Below are 21128 nucleotides of genomic sequence, written 5' to 3'. Positions count from 1 at the left end.
CGTGCGGGACGGCACGGGGCGCCTGGAGGCCGTCCGGGAACGCCCGGGAGGCGCGGGACGGGCGCCGGGCAGTGCGGCCCGAGGGTCAGGAGATGCCGCGGTTGCGCAGGATCTGCTCGATCTCGGCGAGGTCGGGGTCGACGCCCGAACCCGGTGCGGCGGGCCGGGCGGGCTCGACGGCGCCGCGCGGGGCGTCGCCGCGCGCCGCCTTGCGGCCCTTGCGGCCCTCGGCCTCGGAACGCCCGCCGCCCGCGCCCGCGCGGCGGCCGAGCATCGCGCCCGACGCCAGGTAGAGCACCACCGCGAGGCCCGCGACCGTGACGCCCGCCCACTTGGCCGGGCTGAACACCAGGTCGGACAGGAAACCGGTCACGCCCGTCATCGCGGCCGCGAGCGGCACCAGCGACCAGGCCGCGCCCCGCATCGCGACGCCCGCGCCGCGCCGCCGGTAGAGCCCCCAGCTCACGACCAGGCCGAGCACGGTGACGCCGAGACTGATCGCGAAAATGACCGAATCGCTCATGCCGGACCCTCACTCCCCTACGGTTCTTCCCACCCATCGTCACACGCCGGACCCGCCGGCACGATCCTCCGGGGGTACGGTTCCGCGGCCCGCGCGCCTCCTCCCTGCGCGTGATCCCGACCCTGGGATCCGGCACCGGGGTATCGGGGGGCCGCCCCTGCGGGCGGCGGGCGGGCGGCGGGCGCAAGGCAGACGAATATCAACGCCCGGCAACGATCCCGCGGCGATTCGATCGCGGAACGGCGGGTAGGACGGTCTTTTTCCGGCGCCGTTCCGGGCGGGCGGGACCGGGAGCCTACCGCCTCCCGGTCCCGGTGCGCACCGGATCAGCGACGAATGTCATAGCCGGCGCCGCCGCGGGAGCGCCGCAGGGGTCACGGCGCCGCGACGCGGCCGAGGAACGCCAGGTCGACGTCCTCCAGCGACGCCACCACCGTCCGCCCCGGAGCCGCGGGGATCGGCAGCAGGGCCGGCACCGCGACCGTCCGGCAGCCGGCCGCCTCGGCCGACGCCAGGCCGTTCGGGGAGTCCTCCAGCACCACCACGCCCGCCGGGCCGTCCAGCCCGAGCCGCTCGACCGCCGTCCGGTACGGCTCGGGGTCGGGCTTGGTGCGCGCCACCTCGTCGCCCGCGACCGTGACGGCGAAGTGCTCGCGCCCGATCGCGTCCAGCGCCGGCTCCAGCAGCCGCCGGTAGCTGGAGGACACCAGCGCCGCCGGGACGCCCGCCTCCCGCACCTCCGCGAGCAGGTCCTTGGCGCCCGGCATCAGCGGCGCCCCCGCGCCGAGCCGCTCGGCCATCGCGTCCAGCATCCAGCCGCCGACGACGGCGGGCGGCACGTCCGCGCCCGTCAGCTCCAGCATGTAGGCGGCCGCGCGGTCCAGCGAGCCGCCCACCAGGGCGTGCTGGTGCTCGGCCGTCCACACCCCGCCGAGGCGCGCCACGACCCGCTCCTCGACCTCCAGCCAGAGGCCCTCGGAGTCCACCAGCAGGCCGTCCATGTCGAACAGCACCGCCCGCGGCGGCCGCGCCCCGCCCGTTTCCCGACGCACGCCGCCGCTCACGTGTTGAAGTACTTCGCCTCGGGGTGGTGCACCACCAGGGCGTCCGCCGACTGCTCGGGCACCAGCTGCAGCTCCTCCGACAGCGCCACCCCGATCCGCTCGGGACGCAGCAGCCGCACCAGCGCGGTGCGGTCCTCCAGGTCCGGGCACGCCGGGTAGCCGAAGGAGTAGCGGGCGCCCCGGTAGCCGAGCTTGAAGAAGTCCTCCACCCGGTCGCCGTCCTCGGCGCCGAACCCGATCTCCGAGCGGATCCGGGTGTGCCAGTACTCCATCAGCGCCTCGGTGAGCTGCACCGACAGGCCGTGCAGCTCCAGGTAGTCGCGGTAGGCGTTCTTGGCGAACAGCTCCCCCGTCGCCTCGGCGATCCGCGACCCGACCGTGACGAGCTGGAAGGCGACCACGTCGGTCTCCCCCGATGCGCGGGACCGGAAGAAGTCGGCGAGGCACAGGTGCCGGTCGCGGCGCTGGCGCGGGAAGGTGAACCGCTCGCGGTCCGACCCGTCGTCGTTCAGGACCACCAGGTCGTCGCCCTCGGACACCGCCGGGAAGTAGCCGTACACGACGGCCGCCTCGATGAGGCCCTCGGTCTGGATGCGGTCCAGCCACATCCGCAGCCGCGGCCGCCCCTCGGTCTCCACCAGCTCCTCGTAGGAGGGGCCGTCGCCGCCGCGGGCCGGCTTCAGGCCCCACTGCCCGAGGAAGGTCGCGCGCTCGTCCAGGAACGCCGCGTAGTCCTTCATCGGGATGCCCTTGACGATGCGGTCGCCCCAGAACGGCGGCGCGGGCACCTTGTTGTCGGCCGCCACGTCCGACCGCGCCGGCATGTCCTGCGGCTCGGTGACCTTCAGCGTCGCGCCCTTCTTGACGCGGCGCTCGCGCAGCGGCGGCAGCTCGGCGCCCGGCACGCCCCGCTTCACCGCCATGAACGCGTCCATGAGCCGCAGCCCCTCGAACGCGTCGCGGGCGTAGCGGACCTCCCCGTCGTAGAGCGCGGCGAGGTCCTGCTCGACGTAGGCGCGGGTGAGGGCGGCGCCGCCGAGCAGCACCGGCCACTCCCCCGCGAGGCCCCGGGAGTTCAGCTCCTCCAGGTTCTCCTTCATCACCACGGTCGACTTCACCAGCAGGCCCGACATGCCGATGACGTCGGCCCGCTCGCTCCTGGCGGCCTCCAGGATCGCCGACATCGGCTGCTTGATGCCGATGTTGACGACCTCGTAGCCGTTGTTGGACAAGATGATGTCGACCAGGTTCTTGCCGATGTCGTGGACGTCGCCCTTGACGGTGGCGAGGACGATGCGGCCCTTGCCGCCGTCCTCCCCGCTCTTCTCCATGTGGGGTTCGAGGTAGGCGACGGCGGTCTTCATCACCTCGGCCGACTGCAGCACGAACGGCAGCTGCATCTGCCCCGACCCGAACAGCTCCCCGACGGTCTTCATCCCGTCCAGCAGCACGTCGTTGACGATCTCCAGGGCGGGGCGCTCGGCGAGGCCGGCGTCCAGGTCGGCGCCCAGGCCGTCCAGCTCGCCGTCGACGATGCGGCGCTTCAGCCGCTCCCAGAGCGGCAGCGCCAGCAGCTCGGCGGCCCGGTCGGCCTTCATCGCCGCGGTGTCGACGCCCTCGAACAGCTCCATGAACCGGTGCAGCGGGTCGTAGCCCTCGCTCCGCCGGTCGTACACCAGGTCCAGGGCGACCTTGCGCTGCTCCTCGGGGATCCGCGCCATCGGCAGGATCTTGGAGGCGTGCACGATCGCCGAGTCCAGGCCGGCGTCCACGCACTCGTTCAGGAACACCGAGTTCAGCACCATGCGCGCGGCCGGGTTCAGGCCGAACGACACGTTCGACAGGCCGAGCGTCGTCTGCACGTCCGGATAGCGGCGCTTCAGCTCGCGGATCGCCTCGATCGTCTCGACGGCGTCGCGCCGCGACTCCTCCTGCCCGGTGCCGATGGTGAAGGTCAGGGTGTCGATGACGATGTCGCCGACGTCCATCCCCCACGTGCCGGTGAGCGTCTCGATGAGCCGGGCGGCGATCTCGACCTTCTTGGCGGCGGTGCGGGCCTGCCCCTCCTCGTCGATGGTGAGGCCGATGACGGCGGCGCCGTGCTCGCGGACCGCCGGCATGAGGCGCGCGAGGCGCGAGCCGGGGCCGTCGCCGTCCTCGAAGTTCACCGAGTTGATCACCGCGCGGCCGCCGAGCAGCTCCAGCCCCGCGACGATCACGTCGGTCTCGGTGGAGTCCAGCACGATCGGCAGCGTGGAGGCGGTCGCGAACCGGTAGCCGAGCTCGCGCATGTCGGCGACGCCGTCGCGGCCGACGTAGTCGACGCACAGGTCCAGCAGGTGCGCGCCGTCCCGGGCCTGGTCGCGGGCGATCTTGACGCAGTCGTCCCAGCGGCCCTCCAGCATCGCCTCCCGGAACGCCTTGGAGCCGTTGGCGTTGGTGCGCTCGCCGATCGCGAGGTAGGAGGTGTCCTGGCGGAACGGGACGCTCTGGTAGAGCGACGCGGCGCCCGGCTCGGGGTGCGGGCGGCGCGCGGCGACCTCGCGGCCGCGCACGCGCTCGACGACGGCCGCCAGGTGCTCGGGCGTCGTGCCGCAGCAGCCGCCGACCAGGCCGAGCCCGAAGTCGCGGGTGAAGGCGTCGTGGGCGTCGGCGAGCTCGGCGGGGGTGAGGGGGTAGCGGGCGCCGTCGGAGGTCAGCTCGGGCAGGCCCGCGTTCGGCATGCACGACAGCCCGATGCGGGCGTGCCGGGCCAGGTACCGCAGGTGCTCGCTCATCTCGGCCGGGCCCGTCGCGCAGTTCAGGCCGATCAGGTCCAGGCCCATCGGCTCCAGCGCGGTGAGCGCGGCGCCGATCTCCGACCCCATCAGCATCGCGCCGTTCTGCTCGATGGTGACCTGGCCGATGAGGACGGTGCCGGCGCCGGCGGCGTCGATGGCGCGGCGGGCGCCGATCAGCGCGGCCTTGGCCTGCAGCAGGTCCTGGCAGGTCTCCACCAGGATCGCCTGCGCGCCGCCGTCGATCAGGCCGCGGGCGTTGTCGAAGTAGGCGTCGCGCAGCTCGGCGAACGTCACGTGGCCGAGCGTGGGGAGCTTGGTGCCGGGGCCGACCGACCCGATCACCCAGCGGGGCCGCTCGGGGGTGCTGTACTCGTCGGCGACCTCGCGGGCCAGGCGGGCGCCGGCCGCGGCCAGCTCGTAGACGCGCTCGGTGATGCCGTACTCGCCGAGGTTGCCGAGGTTGGTGCCGAAGGTGTTGGTCTCCACGCAGTCGACGCCGGCGTCGAAGTACGCCCGGTGGACCGACTTCACGATGTCGGGCCGGGTCACGTTGAGGATCTCGTTGCAGCCCTCGTGGCCCTCGAAGTCGTCGAGCGTGGGGCCGGCCTCCTGGAGCATCGTCCCCATACCCCCGTCGGCCACCACGACGCGTTCCTTCAGGGCCTGACGCAACGACTCGGATGTGGGAGTGCTCATGGCGCCCCACCCTATCCGGGACGTCCGCCATGCGGCGGGATCCGTCCGGATGGCGGACGCCGCTGCGACCCGCCTCACATCCCCGCCGGGTGAGGGTCGCGGACCGGCGGGGAAGGAGTGCCGAGGTAAGGGGGCCGTGACGGATGGGCCGCCGGACCGGTAGCGTGCCCCCTCCCACCTACTCCCCGGTAAGGAGCGGCATGAGCGCGTACCGCACCATCCTCGTCGGCACCGACGGATCGGACACCTCGTTCCGCGCGGTCGATCGGGCCGCCCAGCTTGCCGCCGCCACCGGCGCCACGCTGCTGCTCGCCTCCGCCTACAGCCCCATGCCCGAGCGCGAGCGCCTCAGCGCCGCCGACCGCCTCGGCGACCTGGCCTACAAGGTGCAGGGCTCCACCCCCGCCGAGGACGCGCTGCGCGCCGCCCGCGAGCGGGCGGTCGCCGCCGGCGCCCAGGACATCGAGGCGATCGCGGTCGAGGGCGACCCCGTCGACGTGATCACCAGGATCGCCAAGGACCGCGCCGCCGAGCTCGTCGTCGTCGGCAACCGCGGCCTGAACAGCCTGGCCGGCCGCATCCTCGGCTCGGTCCCGGCGAACCTGTCGCACCGCTCGCCCGGCGACGTCCTCATCGTGCACACCACCGACGGCAAGTAGGGCGCGCGCCGGGCCCCGCCGCCGCGCGGCCTCCGGCGCCGGCAGGACTGCGCGGCGCGGCGGTGGGGTAGGGCTCTGTCAGGACGTAGGCTGAAGCGCACCGATCATGAGCGGGCCCCGCCCGGGAATGCCCGCCCCCCGCGGTGACGCTGTACCCGGCGTCGGAAGGAGGCAGCGCGTGGTCGAGTTCGAGAACGTGCCGGAACTGGTCGATCCGGTGCTCGTGGCCGCCTTTGAAGGGTGGAACGACGCCGGGGAGGCCGCCAGCGGGGTGGTCCAGCACCTGGCGTCGACCTGGGACGCGGCGCCGGTCGCCGAACTCGATCCCGACGACTACTACGACTTCCAGGTCACCCGGCCGGTCGTCGAGCTGATCGACGGGGAGAGCCGCGGGATCGTCTGGCCCACCACCCGCGTGTCGGCGGCGCGGCTGCCGTCGGGCCGCGACGTGGTGCTCGTGCACGGCATCGAGCCCAACATGCGGTGGCGGTCGTTCTGCCGCGAGCTCGTCGAGATCACCGAGCGGCTCGGCGTCCGCGAGGTCGTGCTGCTCGGCGCGCTGCTCGCCGACGCGCCGCACACCCGGCCCGTCCCGGTCACCGGCTCGGCGTCCGAGACCGGCCTGGTCACCACGCTGAACCTCGAACCCACCCGCTACGAGGGGCCGACCGGCATCCTCGGCGTCCTGCAGGACGCCTACGCCAAGGCCGAGATCACCACCGTGTCGCTGTGGGCGGCGGTCCCCCACTACGTCGCCCAGCCGCCGTCCCCGAAGGCCACCCTGGCGCTGCTGCGCCGCGTGGAGGACGTCCTGGACGTCGCCATCCCGCTCGGCGAGCTGCCCGAGGAGGCCCGCGCCTGGGAGAACGGCGTCAACGAGCTCGCCGAGGAGGACTCCGAGGTCGCCGAGTACGTGCGGACCCTGGAGGAGGCCAAGGACGCCACCGAGCTGCCGGAGGCGAGCGGCGACGCCATCGCGCGCGAGTTCGAGCGCTACCTGCGCCGCCGCGACGCCGGCTGATCGCGCCCGGCCCCGCCGGGGCCGGAGGCTACCTCCGGTCCCGGCGCCCGGCGCTCTCGGCCGCCCGCGCCCAGGCCAGCACCCACAGCGCCACCAGCACGCCCGGCAGCATCACCGCCAGCAGTTCCACGCCCATGCTCTCCCCCGATCCCGTCGCGCGGGGTACCTACCCGGGCCCCGATGATCTCAACCGGTGATCACCGAGCGTGATGATCACCGGTCGGGGCGGCGGGAACGGCGGGGCGCGCTCAGGCCAGCTCGACGCCGAGCAGGGCGTCGGCGAGGACCGCCACCTGCCCCGGAGCGGCCCCGTCGGCGCCGTCCGCGGCCGCCCAGGCGTCGATCGCGGCCAGGGCGCCGGGGGCGTCCAGATCGTCGCTGAGGCGCTCGCGCACCCGCTGGACGACGCCCGCGGCGGGCGGCCCGGACGGGCGCGCCGCGGCGGCGCGCCAGCGGGCCAGGCGCTCCTCGGCGGCGGTCAGCTCGCCCGGCGTCCACTCCCAGTCCGCGCGGTAGTGGTGGGCCAGCAGCGCCAGGCGGATCGCCATCGGGTCGGTGCCGTCCCGGCGGAGCCGCGACACGAACACCAGGTTGCCGCGCGACTTGGACATCTTCTCGCCGTCCAGGCCGACCATCCCGGCGTGGACGTAGGCGCGGGCGTGCGGGGCTTCCCCGGTGGCGACCTGGGCGTGCGAGGCGCCCATCTCGTGGTGGGGGAAGGCCAGGTCGCTGCCGCCGCCCTCCACGTCGAAGGCCATCCCGAGCTCCTGGACCGAGATCGCCGAGCACTCCACGTGCCAGCCGGGCCGGCCCGTGCCGAACGGCGACTCCCAGCCGGGCTCCCCGGGGCGCTGCGCCATCCAGACGAGCGCGTCCAGCGGGTCGCGCTTGCCGGGGCGGTCGGGGTCGCCGCCGCGCTCGGCGAACAGCGGCCGCATCCGCTCGGCGGTGAGGCCGCTCACCTCGCCGAACGCCGGGTCGGCGGCGACGGGGAAGTACACGTCGCCGTCGACGGCGTAGGTGGCGTCCTTGGCGCGCAGCTTCTCGATCATCTCGATGATCAGCGGGATGGCCTCGACGGCGCCCACGTACTGCGCGGGCGGCAGCACCCGCAGCGCCGTCATGTCGGTGCGGAACAGCTCGATCTCGCGGTCGGCGAGCTCCCGCCAGTCCTGCCCGGTCTGCGCGGCGCGCTCCAGCAGCGGGTCGTCGACGTCGGTGGCGTTCTGCACGTAGTGCACGTCGTGGCCGAGGTCGCGCCACACCCGGTTCACCAGGTCGAACGCCAGGTAGGTATTGGCGTGGCCGAGGTGGGTGGCGTCGTAGGGGGTGATGCCGCACACGTACATGCGGGCCGTCGGCCCCGGCTCGGTCGCGCGGACCTCGCCCGCGCCGGTGTCGTGCAGGCGCAGCGGTCCCTGCGCGGCGGGCAGTCCCGCGTCGGCGAGGCTGGGGACTTTCGGAGCGGGCCACGATCGCATGGACAGAGCTTATCCGCGCCCGCCTCGTGGCGTTACGCCGAGATCACGCCGGCCGCCGCCCCGGGGCGGGGACGGCGGCCGGCGGCGGCCCGGCGCGGGGCCGGGGCGGAGGTCAGGACAGGCGGACGCGCGGGTCCAGCACCGAGTAGCCGACGTCCACCACCAGGTTGGCGATCACCACGGCGAAGGTCACCAGCAGCGTCACCCCGATGATCACGGGGGTGTCGCCGAGGTTGATCGACTGGTAGACCAGCTGGCCGACGCCCTGCAGCCCGAACACCTTCTCGGTGACGATCGTCGAGCCGATCAGCGCGCCGAGGTCGATGCCGAACTGGGTGACGACCGGGGTGAGCGCCGACCGCAGCCCGTGCCGGTAGACCACCCGGCGCTCCGGCAGGCCCTTGGCGCGGGCGGTGCGGATGTAGTCCTCGCCGAGGACGTCCAGCATCGACCCGCGGGTGAGGCGGGTGTAGGCCGCGACCATGAGGAACGCCAGCGCGATCCACGGCAGGATCATCCGCTGGAGGAAGTGCTCCTGCAGCGGCGGCCCGGCCTCGAAGAAGGTGAACCCGGCCTCGCCGAGCTTGGTGGAGAACACGAACAGCAGCACCAGCGCCATCACGAACGGCGGCGTGGACAGGCCGATCAGCACGAACACCGTGACGGCGCGGTCGCCGAGGCCGCGCGCCCGCGTCGCGCTGTAGACGCCGGTGGCGACGCCGCCGAGGAACCACAGGACGCCGGCGCCGAACACCAGCCAGAGCGTCGTCGGGAGCCGGTCGGAGATCAGCGAGGCCACCGAGGTGCCGTTGATGTAGGAGTCGCCGAGGTCGCCGCGCAGCAGCCGCCCGAGGAACTTGCCGTACTGCACGATGACCGGCTGGTCCAGGCCGAGGTTGGCGCGGATCTGCTCCAGCATGTCGGTGGTGGCGCGCGGCCCGCCGATGACGCGCTCCACCGGCACCGGCGACACGTTGAGGAACACGAACACCAGGGTCGCGACCAGCCACAGCACCAGGATCGAGTACAGCAGCCGGCGGATGACGAAGCGCAACATGGGTCAGCTCACTTCTTTCCGATGATGCGGTCGCTGCGGGGGTCCAGGGCGTCGCGGATGCCGTCGCCGAGCAGGTTGAACGACAGGGTGGTGAGGAGCAGCAGCACCGCCGGCACCACCAGCAGCCACCACGCCGTCTGGAACACGTCGCTGCCCTCGCCGAGCATCGAGCCCCAGCTCGGCATCGGCAGCCGCACCCCGACGCCGAGGAACGACAGCGTCGCCTCGAACACGATCGAGGTCGGGATGAGCAGCGACGTCAGCACCGTCACCTGCGCGATCAGGTTCGGCAGCACGTCCACGAACATGATCCGGGTGTTGGAGGCGCCGAGCGAGCGGGCCGCCTCGATGAACTCCTTCTGCTTCAGCGACATGACCTGGCCGCGGATGATGCGGCCGAACGAGGCGAACGAGAAGAACGCGATCACCAGGATGGTCAGGGTGAGGCTCGCGGTGACCGAGCTGATCTGGAAGGTGGTCGCCAGCATGATCGCCACCAGCAGGTAGGGCAGCGCGAGGGTGATGTCCATGATCCGGGCGAGCACGGTGTCGGTGACCCCGCCGACGAACCCCGACAGGACGCCGACGGCGACGCCGAGCAGCGAGGCCAGCAGCGCCGACAGGATGCCGACGACCAGCGAGATGCGGGCGCCGTAGGCGGCGCGCACCAGCACGTCGCGGCCGAGCTGGTCGGCGCCGAGCCAGAAGTCCTTGCCCGGCCCGACCGGCTGCCCGGCGGCGTCCAGCGCCGTCTTCGGGAACGTCTGGTCGTAGGGGTGGCCGGTCCAGTCCGCCCACAGCGGCGCCATCAGCGCGAAGATCGCCATGAGGACCAGCACCACCAGCGACACCAGGGCGAGCTTGTCGCGCTTGAACCGCGCCCACGCGAGCTGGAACGGGGTGCGCCCGACGACGCGCTTCGGCGGCTCGGCGGGCTCGGGCGGCAGCGCCTCGGGCTCCAGCTCCGACATCATGCTCATTGCTCGACCTCCGGCAGCTCCGGTTCGGTGGACTCCTGCCGGATGCCGGCGTGCTCGCGGGCGAGGTTCTCGCCCGGCTCCACCGGGAAGTGGCAGGCGGTGAGGTGGTCCGCGGCGTCGCCCTCCTTGACCTCCAGCTCCGGCTCGTCGACGGTGCAGCGCTCCTCGGCCTTCGGGCAGCGCGGATGGAACCGGCACCCGCTCGGCGGGTCGATCGGCGACGGCACGTCGCCGATCAGCACGATCCGCTCGGCCCGCTCGGCCTCGTCGGGGTCGGCGATCGACGCCGCCGACAGCAGCGCCGCCGAGTAGGGGTGGCGGGGCCGCTCGTACAGGTCGCCCGCGGCCGCCGCCTCGCCGATGCGGCCGAGGTACATGACGCCGACGCGGTCGCTGACGTAGCGCACCACCGACAGGTCGTGGGCGATGAAGATGTAGGTGAGCCCGAACTCGCGCTGCAGGTCCTTCAGCAGGTTGATGACCTGCGCCTGGATCGACACGTCCAGCGCCGACACCGGCTCGTCGCACACGATGAGCTTCGGGCGGACCGCGAGGGCGCGGGCCACCCCGATCCGCTGGCGCTGGCCGCCGGAGAACTCGGCGGGGAACCGGTTGTAGTGCTCGGGGTTCAGCCCGACGAGCTCCATCAGCTCCTGGACGCGCTTCTTGCGCTCGGCGCCGGAGGCCAGGCCGTGGATCGCGAACGGGTCGCCGATGATCGAGCCGACGCGGCGCCGCGGGTTCAGCGACCCGTAGGGGTCCTGGAAGATCATCTGGACGTCCTTGCGGAACGCCTTCAGCCCCGCGCCCGACAGCTTGGTGATGTCGGTGCCCTCGAACAGGATGCGCCCCGACGTCACCGGGTGCAGGCCCGTGACGCAGCGGGCGAGCGTCGACTTGCCCGACCCCGACTCGCCGACGATGCCGACGGTCTCACCGCTCCGCACCTCCAGGTCCACCCCGTCCACGGCGTGGACGCGGGCGACCTCCTTCTTGAACACGATGCCCTGCTTGATCGGGAAGTGCTTCACCACGCCCTGCACCGACACGAGCGTCTCGCGCTCGGCGGCGGCGTGCAGTCCCGCCGTGCCCGCGGTCACGCCGCACCGCCCTTCGTCGCACCGGTGCCGGGGCCGCCGGCGCGGCCGCGCTCGGCGGCGGCGGCGCGGGCCCGGTCGGCGTCCTCGCCGAGGCCGGTGATGTCGTGCGGCAGCCAGCACGCCGACCGGTGCGCGGTGCCCGGCGACAGCGCCGCGCCGCCGACGGCGTCCAGCGGCGGGTCCTCGGTGCGGCAGCGGTCGTGGACGAACGGGCAGCGCGGGTGGAACACGCAGCCGGACGGCAGGTTGATGAGGCTGGGCGGCTGCCCGGCGATCGCCTTCAGCCGGTCGCCGGTGCCGGCGGCCGAGGGCACCGACTCCAGCAGGCCCTTGGTGTAGGGGTGGTGCGCCCGGTAGTACAGGTCGCGGCGGCCGGCCTCCTCGACCGGGTGCCCGCCGTACATGACCAGCACGTCGTCGGCCATGTCGGCGATCACCCCGAGATCGTGGGTGATCATGATGAGGGCGGTGTCGAACTCGCGCTGCAGCCGCCGCATCAGGTCCAGGATCTGCGCCTGCACGGTGGCGTCCAGGGCGGTCGTCGGCTCGTCGGCGATGATCAGCTTGGGGTTCAGCGCGAGCGCCATCGCGATCATCGCGCGCTGGCGCATGCCGCCGGAGAACTGGTGCGGGTAGTCGTCCACCCGCCGGTCCGGGCGCGGGATGCCGACCAGGCCGAGCATCTCCACCGCGCGCTTGCGGGCCTGCTCCTTGGACGCGCCCGCGTCGTGCGCCTTGATCATCTCTTCGATCTGGCGGCCGACCTTGTAGAGCGGGTGCAGGCTGGACAGCGGGTCCTGGAAGATCATGGCGATCTCGGCGCCGCGCACCTGCCGCATCCGCCGGTCGCTCATCGTCAGCAGGTCCTGCCCCTCGAACAGGGCCCGGCCGCCGATCCGCGCGCCCGGGGTGAGCCGCATCAGGGTCTGGGTGCTGACGCTCTTGCCCGAGCCGGACTCGCCGACGATGCCGAGGGTGCGGCCCCGGTCCACGGAGAAGGACATCCCGCGCACGGCGTGCACGACGCCGTCCGCGGTGTTGAAGGAGACCCGCAGGTCGGTCACCTCGAGAAGACTCATCGACGCCCCTTTGACGCGTCAGGGATGGCCGGGACAGGCGGCCGGGACAGGGCGGGCGCGGCGCGCGGCCGGGCGCGCCCCGCGGCGGGGGCGCGCCCGGCGGCCGGTCAGTTCAGCTTCACCTGGTTGAAGTCGTAGGACTGGAACATCGGCAGGTAGAGCGCGTTCTTCACCCGGGACGAGTGGAAGATCGGGTACTTCTGGTTCATGAACGGCACGACCGCGGCGTCCTGCATGATCATCTTGTCGGCGGCGGCCCAGTGGCCGGCGGCGGTGTTCTCATCGGTGGCCGCCAGCGCCTTGTCGATCTCGGCGTTCACCTGGTCGTTGTTGTAGCCGCCGTAGTTGGTGGAGTTCGGGCCGTAGTGGCGGCCGTCGAACAGCGGCACGATGTTGGTGCGGCCGTTGTTGCCGTACCAGTCGGGCACCCAGCCCGGCGCGCCGATGTCCCACTTGCCGGCCTTGGCGTCGGCGGGGGTGACCAGCGTGGTGTTGTAGAAGGTGCCGTTGGTGTCGGGCGTCAGGTTGGCGGTGATGCCGCACGCCTTCAGGTTCGCCTGCACCGACTGGGCGATCTTCGGGTGGTTGCTGGAGACCCGGTAGGGGAACCGCAGCGTCAGCCCGCCGGGGTAGCCGGCCGCCGCGAGCATCTGCTTGCACTTGGCCGGGTCGCCGCCGTTGTTCGGCGTCGGGTACAGGTTGAACTGCCGGTAGCCGACGCTGCGCGGCGGGATGACCTGGTTCAGCACCTCGCTGACGTCGGGGCCGCCGTAGATCTGGATGAGGGCGGTCTTGTCGATCGCGTAGTTGATCGCCTGCCGCACCTCCTTCTTGCCGAGCGCGCCCCGGTTGTTCGGGCTGAGGGTGTTGAAGACCAGGTAGGGGTTGCTGGTCGAGCCGTCCATGATCTTGAAGTTGGCGTTGGACTTCAGGCCGGCGATCTTGGCGGTGGGCACCGTCTGGTCCCAGGCCAGGTCCGCCGAGCCCTGCTCCATCTGCTGCTGGACGACGTCGGGCGTGTCCTGCCCCATGGTGATCTGGATGCGGTCGGGGTTCTGCGCCCGCAGCGTGTCGGTGTCCTGCTTCCAGGCGGTGTTGCGGTCGAGCACGTACTCCTTGTTCGGCGTGTACGAGGTGATCTTGTACGGGCCGTCGGAGAGGGTGTGCTTGCGGAAGTCGGGGCTGTCGGGGACGTACTTGTCGTACTCGGCGGGCGCCGCCGCGGCGAACTGCATGCCGAGGATGTTGGTCATGTCGCTGGCGGGCTTGGTCAGCTTCACCACCAGCGTCTTGTCGTCCTTGGCCTGCAGCCCCGACACCCGGTGGTCGTTCTGGTAGGCGGCCATCGCCGACGCGCTCTTGGCGTCGACCTTGCCGTAGCCGTCGCAGAACGCCTGCATGCCCTCGATGGTCTCGGTGTAGTAGGCGGCGCCGCCCGACGGCTTGGCCGGGTTGCAGATGCGCTTGATGCCCCGGATGAAGTCGTTCGCCACCACCTCGCGCACGGGGTTGGACGCCCACTGCACGCCCTGCTTCAGCTTGATGGTGTAGGTCTTGCCGTCGGAGCTGATCCCGCCGTTGCCGGTGTCGGGGATCTCCTGCGCGACGTCGGGCTGCACCTTGATGGCCTCGTCGAAGTCGCTGGAGCCCTTGAAGCTGAACAGCGTCCGCGCGTACTGCCGGCTCAGCATGCTGCTGACCGTGGTGTAGCCCGACGCGGTGTCCAGGTGGTCCACGTCGGCCGACCCGACGACCTTCAGGGTGCCGCCGGCGCTGCCGCCGCCCCCGTCCCCGTCGCCGCCGCCCCCGCAGGCGGCCAGTCCGAGCACGACCACGCCGAGCCCGGCCGTGATCGCCGCCCCTCGCTTCCTTGCTGCCATCTGCACTCCCCGTTCCGCGTGACGACCTTGATCACGTCATCTCGTGATGGCTGCCCCCTGGCGCCCCACGAAGATCGCACCAGGTAGTCAAATTAGCACTCGGAGTGAGCAACGGGAGCGCGCGGTACCGGGGGCGGCGGTGCCGGATCCGTCAGCCCCGGCTAGATCACCGGTCAGCCGGCCGGGGCCCATCCGGCCGGGTCGCCGGGCGCGCCGCTGAAGTCGTGGCGCAGGACGGCGTCCGAGCCGAGGGCGACCAGGCTCACCGAGCCGGTCCCCCACTCGCGGCCGTCGCCGAGGCGCAGCAGCGGCAGCAGGGCGCGCGCGTCGCCGCGGTCCAGGCCGTCGCCCTCCAGCAGCGGCGTCCAGGGCCGCCACGCGGCCCGCACGTCGGGGCCCGCACCGGGTTCGGGGCGGGCGGCGGCCGCCAGGCGGGGCCGGAACCAGGCGAGGCGCGCCATCATGTGCGCGTCCTCGGTGGCGCCCTCCCGGTGCCCCTCCCCCTCCAGGCCGTTGTTGACGACGATGTGCAGGCCCGGCCCGAGGGCGCGCTCGCGCAGCCCGGCGCCGTCCCAGGACCACAGCACGACGCGGCCGGGCTCGGCGAGCAGCAGGTGGAAGGGGTCGTAGCGGCGCGGGTCGAGGCCGCCGATCCCGCCCTCGCCGGCGGCGAGCAGCGGCAGCCCGCCGCGCGAGAGCCGGTCCGGGCCGCCCGCGAGCGGCCCCACGCCGTTCAGCACGCAGGCGGCGCGCGGCGCGCCGCGGTCCACCGCGAGCCAGGTGCCGCCCGCCTGCAGGTCGCGGCCGCCGACCAGCCGCGGCCGGTCGGGCCAGTGGCGGCCCGGGGGCTCCCAGGGGCGGCCGGTCATCTCGTCGCGGACGCCGACCAGCAGCACCGGGGCGGGGGACGCGGGGTCGACGCTGACGATCGCCGTGCACATGCGCCTATTCGACCACCCGCCCCGATCCGCCCCGCGGGCGGGTCCTACAGCGGCGGCCAGGGGATGGCGGGCCAGTCCTCCGGCGGGTAGGGGTGGATGCGGTGCTTGAGCATCATCGCGACGCGGCGCCGGGTCGCCTCGACCTCGTCCGGCGTCAGCAGCTCGCCGAGCCGCGCCGCGAGGGGGCCGTCCAGGCCGGCGCGGACCCGCTCCAGGGCGCGCAGCGCGTCGTCGGTGAGCCGCTGGCCGCGCCACTGCCACAGCACCGTGCGCAGCTTGTACTCGGTGGAGAAGGTGACGCCGTGGTCGCAGCCGTAGACGTGGCCGTCGCCGGGCGGCAGCAGGTGCCCGATCTTGCGGTCGGCGTTGTTGATGACGGCGTCGAACACCGACATGCGGCGGATCGCCTCGTCCTCCGACCGCGACAGGGCGACCAGGTCGATGTCGGGGTCGGGCTCCACCCACAGCTGCACCATGCCGGGCCCGTAGGGGCCGTCGCGGTGCACCGTCGGCGGGACGGTGTCCCAGCCCATGACCCGCGACACCGCGTAGGCGGCGACCTCGCGCTCGGCGAGCGTGCCGTCGGGGAAGTCCCAGAGCGGCCGCTCCCCCGCGACCGGCTTGTACACGCACGCCGCCTCCACGCCGGCGCAGGCGATCCGGCAGTACAGGGTGGCGTTGGACGCCTGCACGAGGCGCCCCTCGACGGTCAGCTCGCCGCGCGCCAGCAGCTCCTCGGCGCCGTCGGGGTCGCGCGGGGACGCCGCGGGCTCGGGGCCGCCGCGGGACCGGCCCCGGCCCCGGTCGCGGGAGGACTGCGTCATGCGGGCATTCTCCCGGTCATCGCCGTCGCCCGGTCACCCGAGGTACCCGTTCTGGCGCGGGCAGATGTGGCCGGCGGCGTCCAGCGGCAGCCCGCAGAGCGGGCACGGCGGCCGGCCCGCCGCGACCACCCGCAGCGCCCGCTCGGCGAACGCGCGGGCCTGCGCGGCGGTGATCCGCACCCGCAGCACCGCCACCGCCGGGTCGGGCTCGGCGATCTCGGCCTCGGGGTCGTCGTCCTCGCCGACCTCCTGCGCCTCGATGACGACCCGCTCGTCCTCGGGATCCCACAGCAGCGCCATCGTGCCGACCCGGAACTCCTCCTCGACCGGCTGGTCCAGCGGGGCGTCGTCGCGCATGGAGTCCGGCGTCGCCGCGGGGACGCCGGCGTCGCCGCCGCCGCGGCGCAGCACCTCGTCCAGCAGCGCCTCCAGCCGCTCGGCGAGCAGCGTCACCTGGAACTTCTCCAGCGCCACGCTGGTGACCCTGCGGCCCTCCCGGGCCTGCAGGTAGAAGGCCCGCTCGCCGGGGCGCCCGACGGCGCCCGCGACGAACCTGTCGGGCAGTTCATAGGAGATGACCGGCATGGCACAGACCCTACGCGCCGCCGCCGACCGGCGCGTCACCGTCTCCGCCGGGCCGCGCCGTGTCGGGCGGGGGCAGCAGCCCCTCGACGCCGCCGCCGGTGTCGTTCACCCGGAGCACGAACGGCCGCAGCTCGGTGTAGCGGATCGCGGTGAGCGAGGCGGGGTCGGCGTGCACGCGCTGGAACTGGTCCAGGTGCAGGCCGAGCGCGTCGGCGACGATCGCCTTGATGATGTCGCCGTGGCTGCACGCCAGGTAGGCGGCGTCCGGGCCGTGCTCGGCGGCGATCCGGGCGTTCCAGTCGCGGACGGCGGCGACCGCGCGGTGCTGGGCGGCGGCGAGTCCCTCGCCGGCCTCGCCGGGGAACACCGCGGCGCTCGGGTGGGCCTGCACGACCTTCCAGAGCGGCTCCTCGGCGAGCTCGGCGAGCTCGCGGCCCGTCCAGTCGCCGTAGCGGACCTCGCCGAACCGGTCGTCCACCTCGATCTTGTCGACCGGCGGCTCGTGCGCGGCGGCGATCGCCTCGGCGGTCTGCAGGCAGCGGTCCAGCGGGCTGGACACCACGGCGGCCAGCGGCAGCGGCGCGAGGCGGGCGGCGACCGCGCGGGCCTGCGCCCGGCCCCGCTCGTCCAGGCCGAGGCCGGGCGTCCAGCCGGCGAGCCGCGGTCCGGTCATCTCGGTCAGGCCGTGCCGGACCAGGAGCAGTGTCGTCACGGGACGCACTCTACGAGACCGGCCCCCGCCCGGTGATCCTTTACCGTTCGCGGGCCGAGTGCGGGACAATGCCGGGGTGATCGTGGACAAGGCCATTTACCAGCAGGGCCGCCGGCACGGCATCGACGGCGACATCAGCGACGCCTTCGACCTGGCCCGCGCCAAGGGCGACTGCTTCGTGTGGATCGGCCTGCACGAGCCGAGCGAGGAGGAGTTCGCGCACATCCGCGACGAGCTCGACCTGCACCCGCTGGCCGCCGAGGACGCGGTGTCGGCGCACCAGCGCCCGAAGATGGAGCGCTACGGCGACACCCTGTTCGTGGTGCTGAAGACGCTCGCCTACGTCGACGCGACCTCCGACATCGAGGTCGGCGAGATCATGCTGTTCGTCGCCCGCGACTTCGTGGTGACGGTGCGGCACGGCGCCGGCAACCCGCTCGGCCCGGTCCGCGCCCGGCTGGAGCGCGACACCGGCATGCTGGAGCACGGCCCGGCGGCGGTGCTGTACGCGGTGTGCGACGAGGTCGTGGACCGCTACGGCCTGGTCGCGCACGAGGTCGAGGTCGACATCATCGAGCTGGAGCGGGCCGTGTTCGACCCCGACGGGCCCGACGTCACCGAGCGGATCTACTCGCTGAAGCGCGAGGTGCTGGAGTTCCGCGGCGCCGAGGACCCGCTCGTCCCGGTCATGCAGGACATCGTGCGCGGCCGCGTCCCCGAGTGCGAGGGCACCCGCGAGTACTTCCGCGACGTCCAGGACCACCTGCTGCGCGTGGACGGGCAGGTCGACGCCCACAACGAGCTGCTGAACAGCGTCCTGCAGGCCCACCTGGCGCTGCAGGGCAAGCAGCAGAACGAGGACATGCGAAAAATTTCGGCGTGGGCGGCGATCATCGCGGTGCCGACCGCGATCGCCGGGATCTACGGCATGAACTTCGAGCACATGCCCGAGCTGCACTGGCGGTACGGGTACCTGCTGGTCATCGCGGTGATGGCGGTGTCGTGCGCGGTGGTGTTCGGCAAGCTGCGCAAGAACCACTGGCTCTAGACGGCGCCGCTCCGGCGGGTCAGGCGTCGGTGGAGGGCGGCGGGACGGGGCGCAGCAGCTCCGACCAGAGGAACGACTCGGCGCCGTCCGCCTCCAGCAGGCGCCGCGACCGCTCGATGTTGGCCCGCGTCGGCACGATCAGCCAGAGCAGCAGCGGCCAGCCGCAGGCGAACGCCACGACGAACACCAGCTCGGCGCGCCACCCGACGGCGAGCGGCAGGCCGAGCAGGATGACGCCCTCGGCGAGCGCGAAGCGCAGCAGCATCGCCTGCCGGAACGCCATGAGCGCCGTCCGCGCCGCCTGCGCGGGCGGCAGGCCCGGCGGGAGCGGCCGCGGCACGCGGGGCGCGACGACGGCGACGACGACGGCCGCCAGCGGGAGCGGCAGGTAGAGCCAGAACGGCGCGTCGCCGAAGCGGCCCCGGCCGTCCTGCACGATGAGCGGCACGAGCGCCAGGATCAGCACCGGCGCCGCCACCAGCACCAGCATCAGGCGCCGCAGGATCCCGAGATGGGTCCGCGCCCGCATCGACGCGCCGAACCCCGGGTCGTCGGCCGGCCCCATCCCCGGGACCGGCTCGGTCGCGTCGTCGTCCCCTTCGGGCACGTTCGGCGAGTACATCGAGAACTGCGGAGGCGCCATGGTGGCGAACTCTAACCGGAGATCGTCGGGAACGATATATGTCATTCCGACGATCGCCGGGCGTCCGTTCGGTGCCGGGCCGGTGCGGGGGCGCGGCTCAGCCGGAGGCGCTCACCGCGCCGGCCGCCAGCAGGCCGAGCAGGACGCCGCCGAGCGCGACCCGGTAGTACACGAAGATCAGCATGGAGTGCTTGGTGAGGTACTTCAGCAGCCAGGCGATGCAGGCATAGCCGACGACGAACGACACGACCGTCGCCACGATCGTCGGGCCCCAGGCGAGGCCGCCCTCGAAGGCGTGCCGCATCTCGAAGCCGCCCGACAGGACGACCGCGGGCACCGACAGCAGGAACGAGTAGCGGGCGGCGGCCTCGCGGGTGTAGCCGAGGAACAGCGCGCCGGTCATGGTCGAGCCCGACCGCGACGAGCCGGGGATGAGCGACAGGCACTGGAACCCGCCGATGATGAGGCCGTCGCGCAGGTTGAGGTCGGCGACCTCGCGCTTCTGCCGCCCCGCCCACTCGGCGACCATGAGCACCAGACCCATGACGATGAGCGAGGAGGCGTTCAGCCACAGGTTGCGCGAGGGGCCCTCGATGAAGTCCTTCAGCGCCAGGCCGACCACCGAGATCGGGATGGTGCCGAGCCCGATGTACCAGCCCATCCGGGCGTCGGCGTGCGAGCGCAGCTCGGGCCGGAACAGGCTCTTGGTCCAGGTCGCGACGATATTGACCAGGTCGCGCCAGAAGTAGATGATCACCGCGGCCATGGTGCCGAGCTGGATGACGGCGGTGAACGCCGCGCCGGGGTCGCCCCAGCCGAGCAGCTTCGGCACGATGAGCAGGTGCCCTGAGCTGGAGATCGGCAGGAACTCGGTGAGCCCCTGCACGATGCCGAGCACGGTCGCTTCCACGACGTTCACAGGTGGTGGTTCCCCTCAACACTGGCGCAATCCGGTTCCGAGCGTAGCGGTCCGGGCGGGTGCCGCGGCCCCGCCCGGGACGGGTGGACCGCTCGCCCCGGGCGATAGATTGGCCGACCATGGAAGAGCGTCACGTCGGGCGGAGCGGCCTGCTGGTGTCCCGGCTCGCCCTCGGCACCATGACCTGGGGGCAGGACACCGTCCCCGACGAGGCGGCCGCCCAGCTCAGCGCGTTCGTGGACGCCGGCGGCACGCTGGTGGACACCGCCGACGTCTACTGCGACGGCGACAGCGAGCGCATCCTCGGGCACCTCATGCGCGAGCTCGTCGGCCGCGAGGACCTGGTCCTCGCGACCAAGTCCGGGATCCGCCCCGACGGCCGCTACGACGGGTCGCGGCGCCACCTCATCGCCGCCCTGGACGCCTCCCTGGACCGGCTCGGCGTCGAGCACGTCGACCTCTGGCAGCTGCACGTGCACGACCCGGCGACGCCGCTGGAGGAGACCCTGTCGGCGCTGGACGAGGCGGTCGCCTCGGGCCGCACCCGCTACGTCGGGGTGTCCAACTACACCGGCTGGCAGGTCGCCAAGGCCGCCGCCTGGCAGCGCGCCTGGCCGGGCCGCGCGCCCGTCGTGTCGGTGCAGGCCGAGTACTCGCTGCTCAGCCGGGACGTCGAGCGCGAGGTGGTGCCCGCGGCGGTCGACGCCGGCGCCGGGCTGCTGCCCTGGTCGCCGCTCGGCCGGGGCGTGCTCACCGGCAAGTACCGCACCGGCATCCCGGCGGGGTCGCGGGCCGCCTCCACCGCGTTCGCCGAGTTCGTCCAGCCCTACCTGGACGAGGAGTGCGCGCGGATCGTGGAGTCGGTGGTGACCGCCGCCGAGGGCCTCGGCGTGTCGCCGCTCAGCGTCGCGCTCGCCTGGATCCGCGACCGGCCGGGCGTCGCCGCGCCCGTCGTCGGCGCCCGCACCGCCGCGCAGCTCGCGCAGGCGCTCGGCAGCGAGGCGCTGACGCTGCCGCACGAGATCAGGGCCGCCCTCGACGACGTCTCCGACATGGCGCCCGCCCATCCGTGACCGGCCCGGCCGTCCGTGGCACCCTCGGACGGTCCGCACCCTCCAAGTGACCACCGCGACGGG

19 protein-coding genes are annotated in these 21128 nt (G+C 73.3%); 4 read left to right on the top strand and 15 right to left on the bottom strand.

Annotation, left to right across the window (positions count from 1 at the left end):
- Window positions 1-85 precede the first annotated feature (85 nt).
- From K1Y72_RS13450 to metH, 3 genes are all read right to left on the bottom strand, one after another.
- Complete coding sequence (locus K1Y72_RS13450) at window positions 86-523, bottom strand: hypothetical protein (protein WP_220166581.1); 438 nt, start codon at window positions 521-523, stop codon at window positions 86-88.
- A gap of 374 nt (window positions 524-897) precedes the next feature.
- Window positions 898-1575 carry an HAD family hydrolase gene (locus K1Y72_RS13445; protein WP_308287047.1) on the bottom strand — a complete coding sequence of 226 codons (678 nt, stop codon included), beginning with the start codon at window positions 1573-1575 and terminating at the stop codon, window positions 898-900.
- 8 nt (window positions 1576-1583) lie between these two features.
- Window positions 1584-5063 (bottom strand): methionine synthase, encoded by a 3480-nt coding sequence (gene metH, locus K1Y72_RS13440; protein ID WP_220166579.1) that lies wholly within the window; start codon window positions 5061-5063, stop codon window positions 1584-1586.
- Window positions 5064-5263: 200 nt separating this feature from the next.
- On the opposite strand from metH, the gene K1Y72_RS13435 reads away from it, so the two are divergent.
- On the top strand, window positions 5264-5722 hold the full coding sequence (locus K1Y72_RS13435) for a universal stress protein (RefSeq protein WP_220166577.1): 459 nt from the start codon (window positions 5264-5266) through the stop codon (window positions 5720-5722).
- A gap of 178 nt (window positions 5723-5900) precedes the next feature.
- Window positions 5901-6743 carry a PAC2 family protein gene (locus K1Y72_RS13430; RefSeq protein ID WP_220166575.1) on the top strand — a complete coding sequence of 281 codons (843 nt, stop codon included), beginning with the start codon at window positions 5901-5903 and terminating at the stop codon, window positions 6741-6743.
- A 248-nt stretch (window positions 6744-6991) separates the two neighbouring features.
- Here the strand turns inward: K1Y72_RS13430 and mshC are convergent, their stop codons facing one another.
- The 10 genes from mshC to K1Y72_RS13380 all read right to left on the bottom strand — a co-directional run bounded on the left by mshC (window position 6992) and on the right by K1Y72_RS13380 (window position 17382).
- Window positions 6992-8230 (bottom strand): cysteine--1-D-myo-inosityl 2-amino-2-deoxy-alpha-D-glucopyranoside ligase, encoded by a 1239-nt coding sequence (gene mshC / locus K1Y72_RS13425; protein ID WP_220166680.1) that lies wholly within the window; start codon window positions 8228-8230, stop codon window positions 6992-6994.
- A gap of 106 nt (window positions 8231-8336) precedes the next feature.
- Window positions 8337-9281 carry an ABC transporter permease gene (locus K1Y72_RS13420; RefSeq protein WP_220166573.1) on the bottom strand — a complete coding sequence of 315 codons (945 nt, stop codon included), beginning with the start codon at window positions 9279-9281 and terminating at the stop codon, window positions 8337-8339.
- An 8-nt stretch (window positions 9282-9289) separates the two neighbouring features.
- A complete protein-coding gene (locus tag K1Y72_RS13415; RefSeq protein ID WP_258572361.1) occupies window positions 9290-10261 on the bottom strand; it encodes an ABC transporter permease in 972 nt (323 codons plus the stop codon).
- Complete coding sequence (locus K1Y72_RS13410; RefSeq protein WP_308287046.1) at window positions 10258-11361, bottom strand: ABC transporter ATP-binding protein; 1104 nt, start codon at window positions 11359-11361, stop codon at window positions 10258-10260. The genes K1Y72_RS13415 and K1Y72_RS13410 overlap by 4 nt, the downstream gene beginning before the upstream one ends.
- The gene (locus K1Y72_RS13405; protein WP_220166571.1) at window positions 11358-12440 is read right to left on the bottom strand and encodes an ABC transporter ATP-binding protein; all 1083 of its coding nucleotides are present in this window, start codon (window positions 12438-12440) and stop codon (window positions 11358-11360) included. Before K1Y72_RS13405 ends, K1Y72_RS13410 begins: the two co-directional genes overlap by 4 nt.
- Window positions 12441-12547: 107 nt before the next feature.
- Entirely contained in the window at window positions 12548-14320 is a 1773-nt protein-coding gene (locus tag K1Y72_RS13400) for an ABC transporter substrate-binding protein (RefSeq protein WP_220166569.1), read from the bottom strand.
- A gap of 173 nt (window positions 14321-14493) precedes the next feature.
- On the bottom strand, window positions 14494-15261 hold the full coding sequence (locus K1Y72_RS13395) for an NRDE family protein (RefSeq protein ID WP_220166567.1): 768 nt from the start codon (window positions 15259-15261) through the stop codon (window positions 14494-14496).
- 44 nt (window positions 15262-15305) lie between these two features.
- The gene (locus K1Y72_RS13390) at window positions 15306-16085 is read right to left on the bottom strand and encodes an SCO1664 family protein (protein ID WP_220166565.1); all 780 of its coding nucleotides are present in this window, start codon (window positions 16083-16085) and stop codon (window positions 15306-15308) included.
- Window positions 16086-16118: 33 nt separating this feature from the next.
- Window positions 16119-16670 (bottom strand): DUF3090 domain-containing protein, encoded by a 552-nt coding sequence (locus K1Y72_RS13385; protein WP_220166564.1) that lies wholly within the window; start codon window positions 16668-16670, stop codon window positions 16119-16121.
- A gap of 10 nt (window positions 16671-16680) precedes the next feature.
- Window positions 16681-17382: an MSMEG_4193 family putative phosphomutase gene (locus tag K1Y72_RS13380; RefSeq protein ID WP_220166562.1), complete on the bottom strand. Its 702-nt coding sequence runs from the start codon at window positions 17380-17382 to the stop codon at window positions 16681-16683.
- A gap of 76 nt (window positions 17383-17458) precedes the next feature.
- On the opposite strand from K1Y72_RS13380, the gene K1Y72_RS13375 reads away from it, so the two are divergent.
- Window positions 17459-18430, top strand: a complete 972-nt coding sequence (locus K1Y72_RS13375; protein ID WP_220166560.1) for a magnesium and cobalt transport protein CorA — start codon at window positions 17459-17461, stop codon at window positions 18428-18430.
- Between the two features lie 19 nt (window positions 18431-18449).
- Here the strand turns inward: K1Y72_RS13375 and K1Y72_RS13370 are convergent, their stop codons facing one another.
- Together K1Y72_RS13370 and K1Y72_RS13365 are read right to left on the bottom strand one after the other, a co-directional pair.
- A complete protein-coding gene (locus tag K1Y72_RS13370; RefSeq protein ID WP_258572360.1) occupies window positions 18450-19073 on the bottom strand; it encodes a hypothetical protein in 624 nt (207 codons plus the stop codon).
- Window positions 19074-19170: 97 nt separating this feature from the next.
- The gene (locus K1Y72_RS13365) at window positions 19171-19992 is read right to left on the bottom strand and encodes an undecaprenyl-diphosphate phosphatase (protein ID WP_220166558.1); all 822 of its coding nucleotides are present in this window, start codon (window positions 19990-19992) and stop codon (window positions 19171-19173) included.
- Between the two features lie 119 nt (window positions 19993-20111).
- On the opposite strand from K1Y72_RS13365, the gene K1Y72_RS13360 reads away from it, so the two are divergent.
- Entirely contained in the window at window positions 20112-21065 is a 954-nt protein-coding gene (locus K1Y72_RS13360) for an aldo/keto reductase (RefSeq protein ID WP_220166556.1), read from the top strand.
- Window positions 21066-21128 lie beyond the last annotated feature (63 nt).

The sequence above is a fragment of the Actinomadura parmotrematis genome (genome assembly GCF_019458805.1).
Lineage (GTDB): Bacteria > Actinomycetota > Actinomycetes > Streptosporangiales > Streptosporangiaceae > Spirillospora > Spirillospora parmotrematis.
This window is presented reverse-complemented; position numbering and strand designations above follow the sequence as displayed.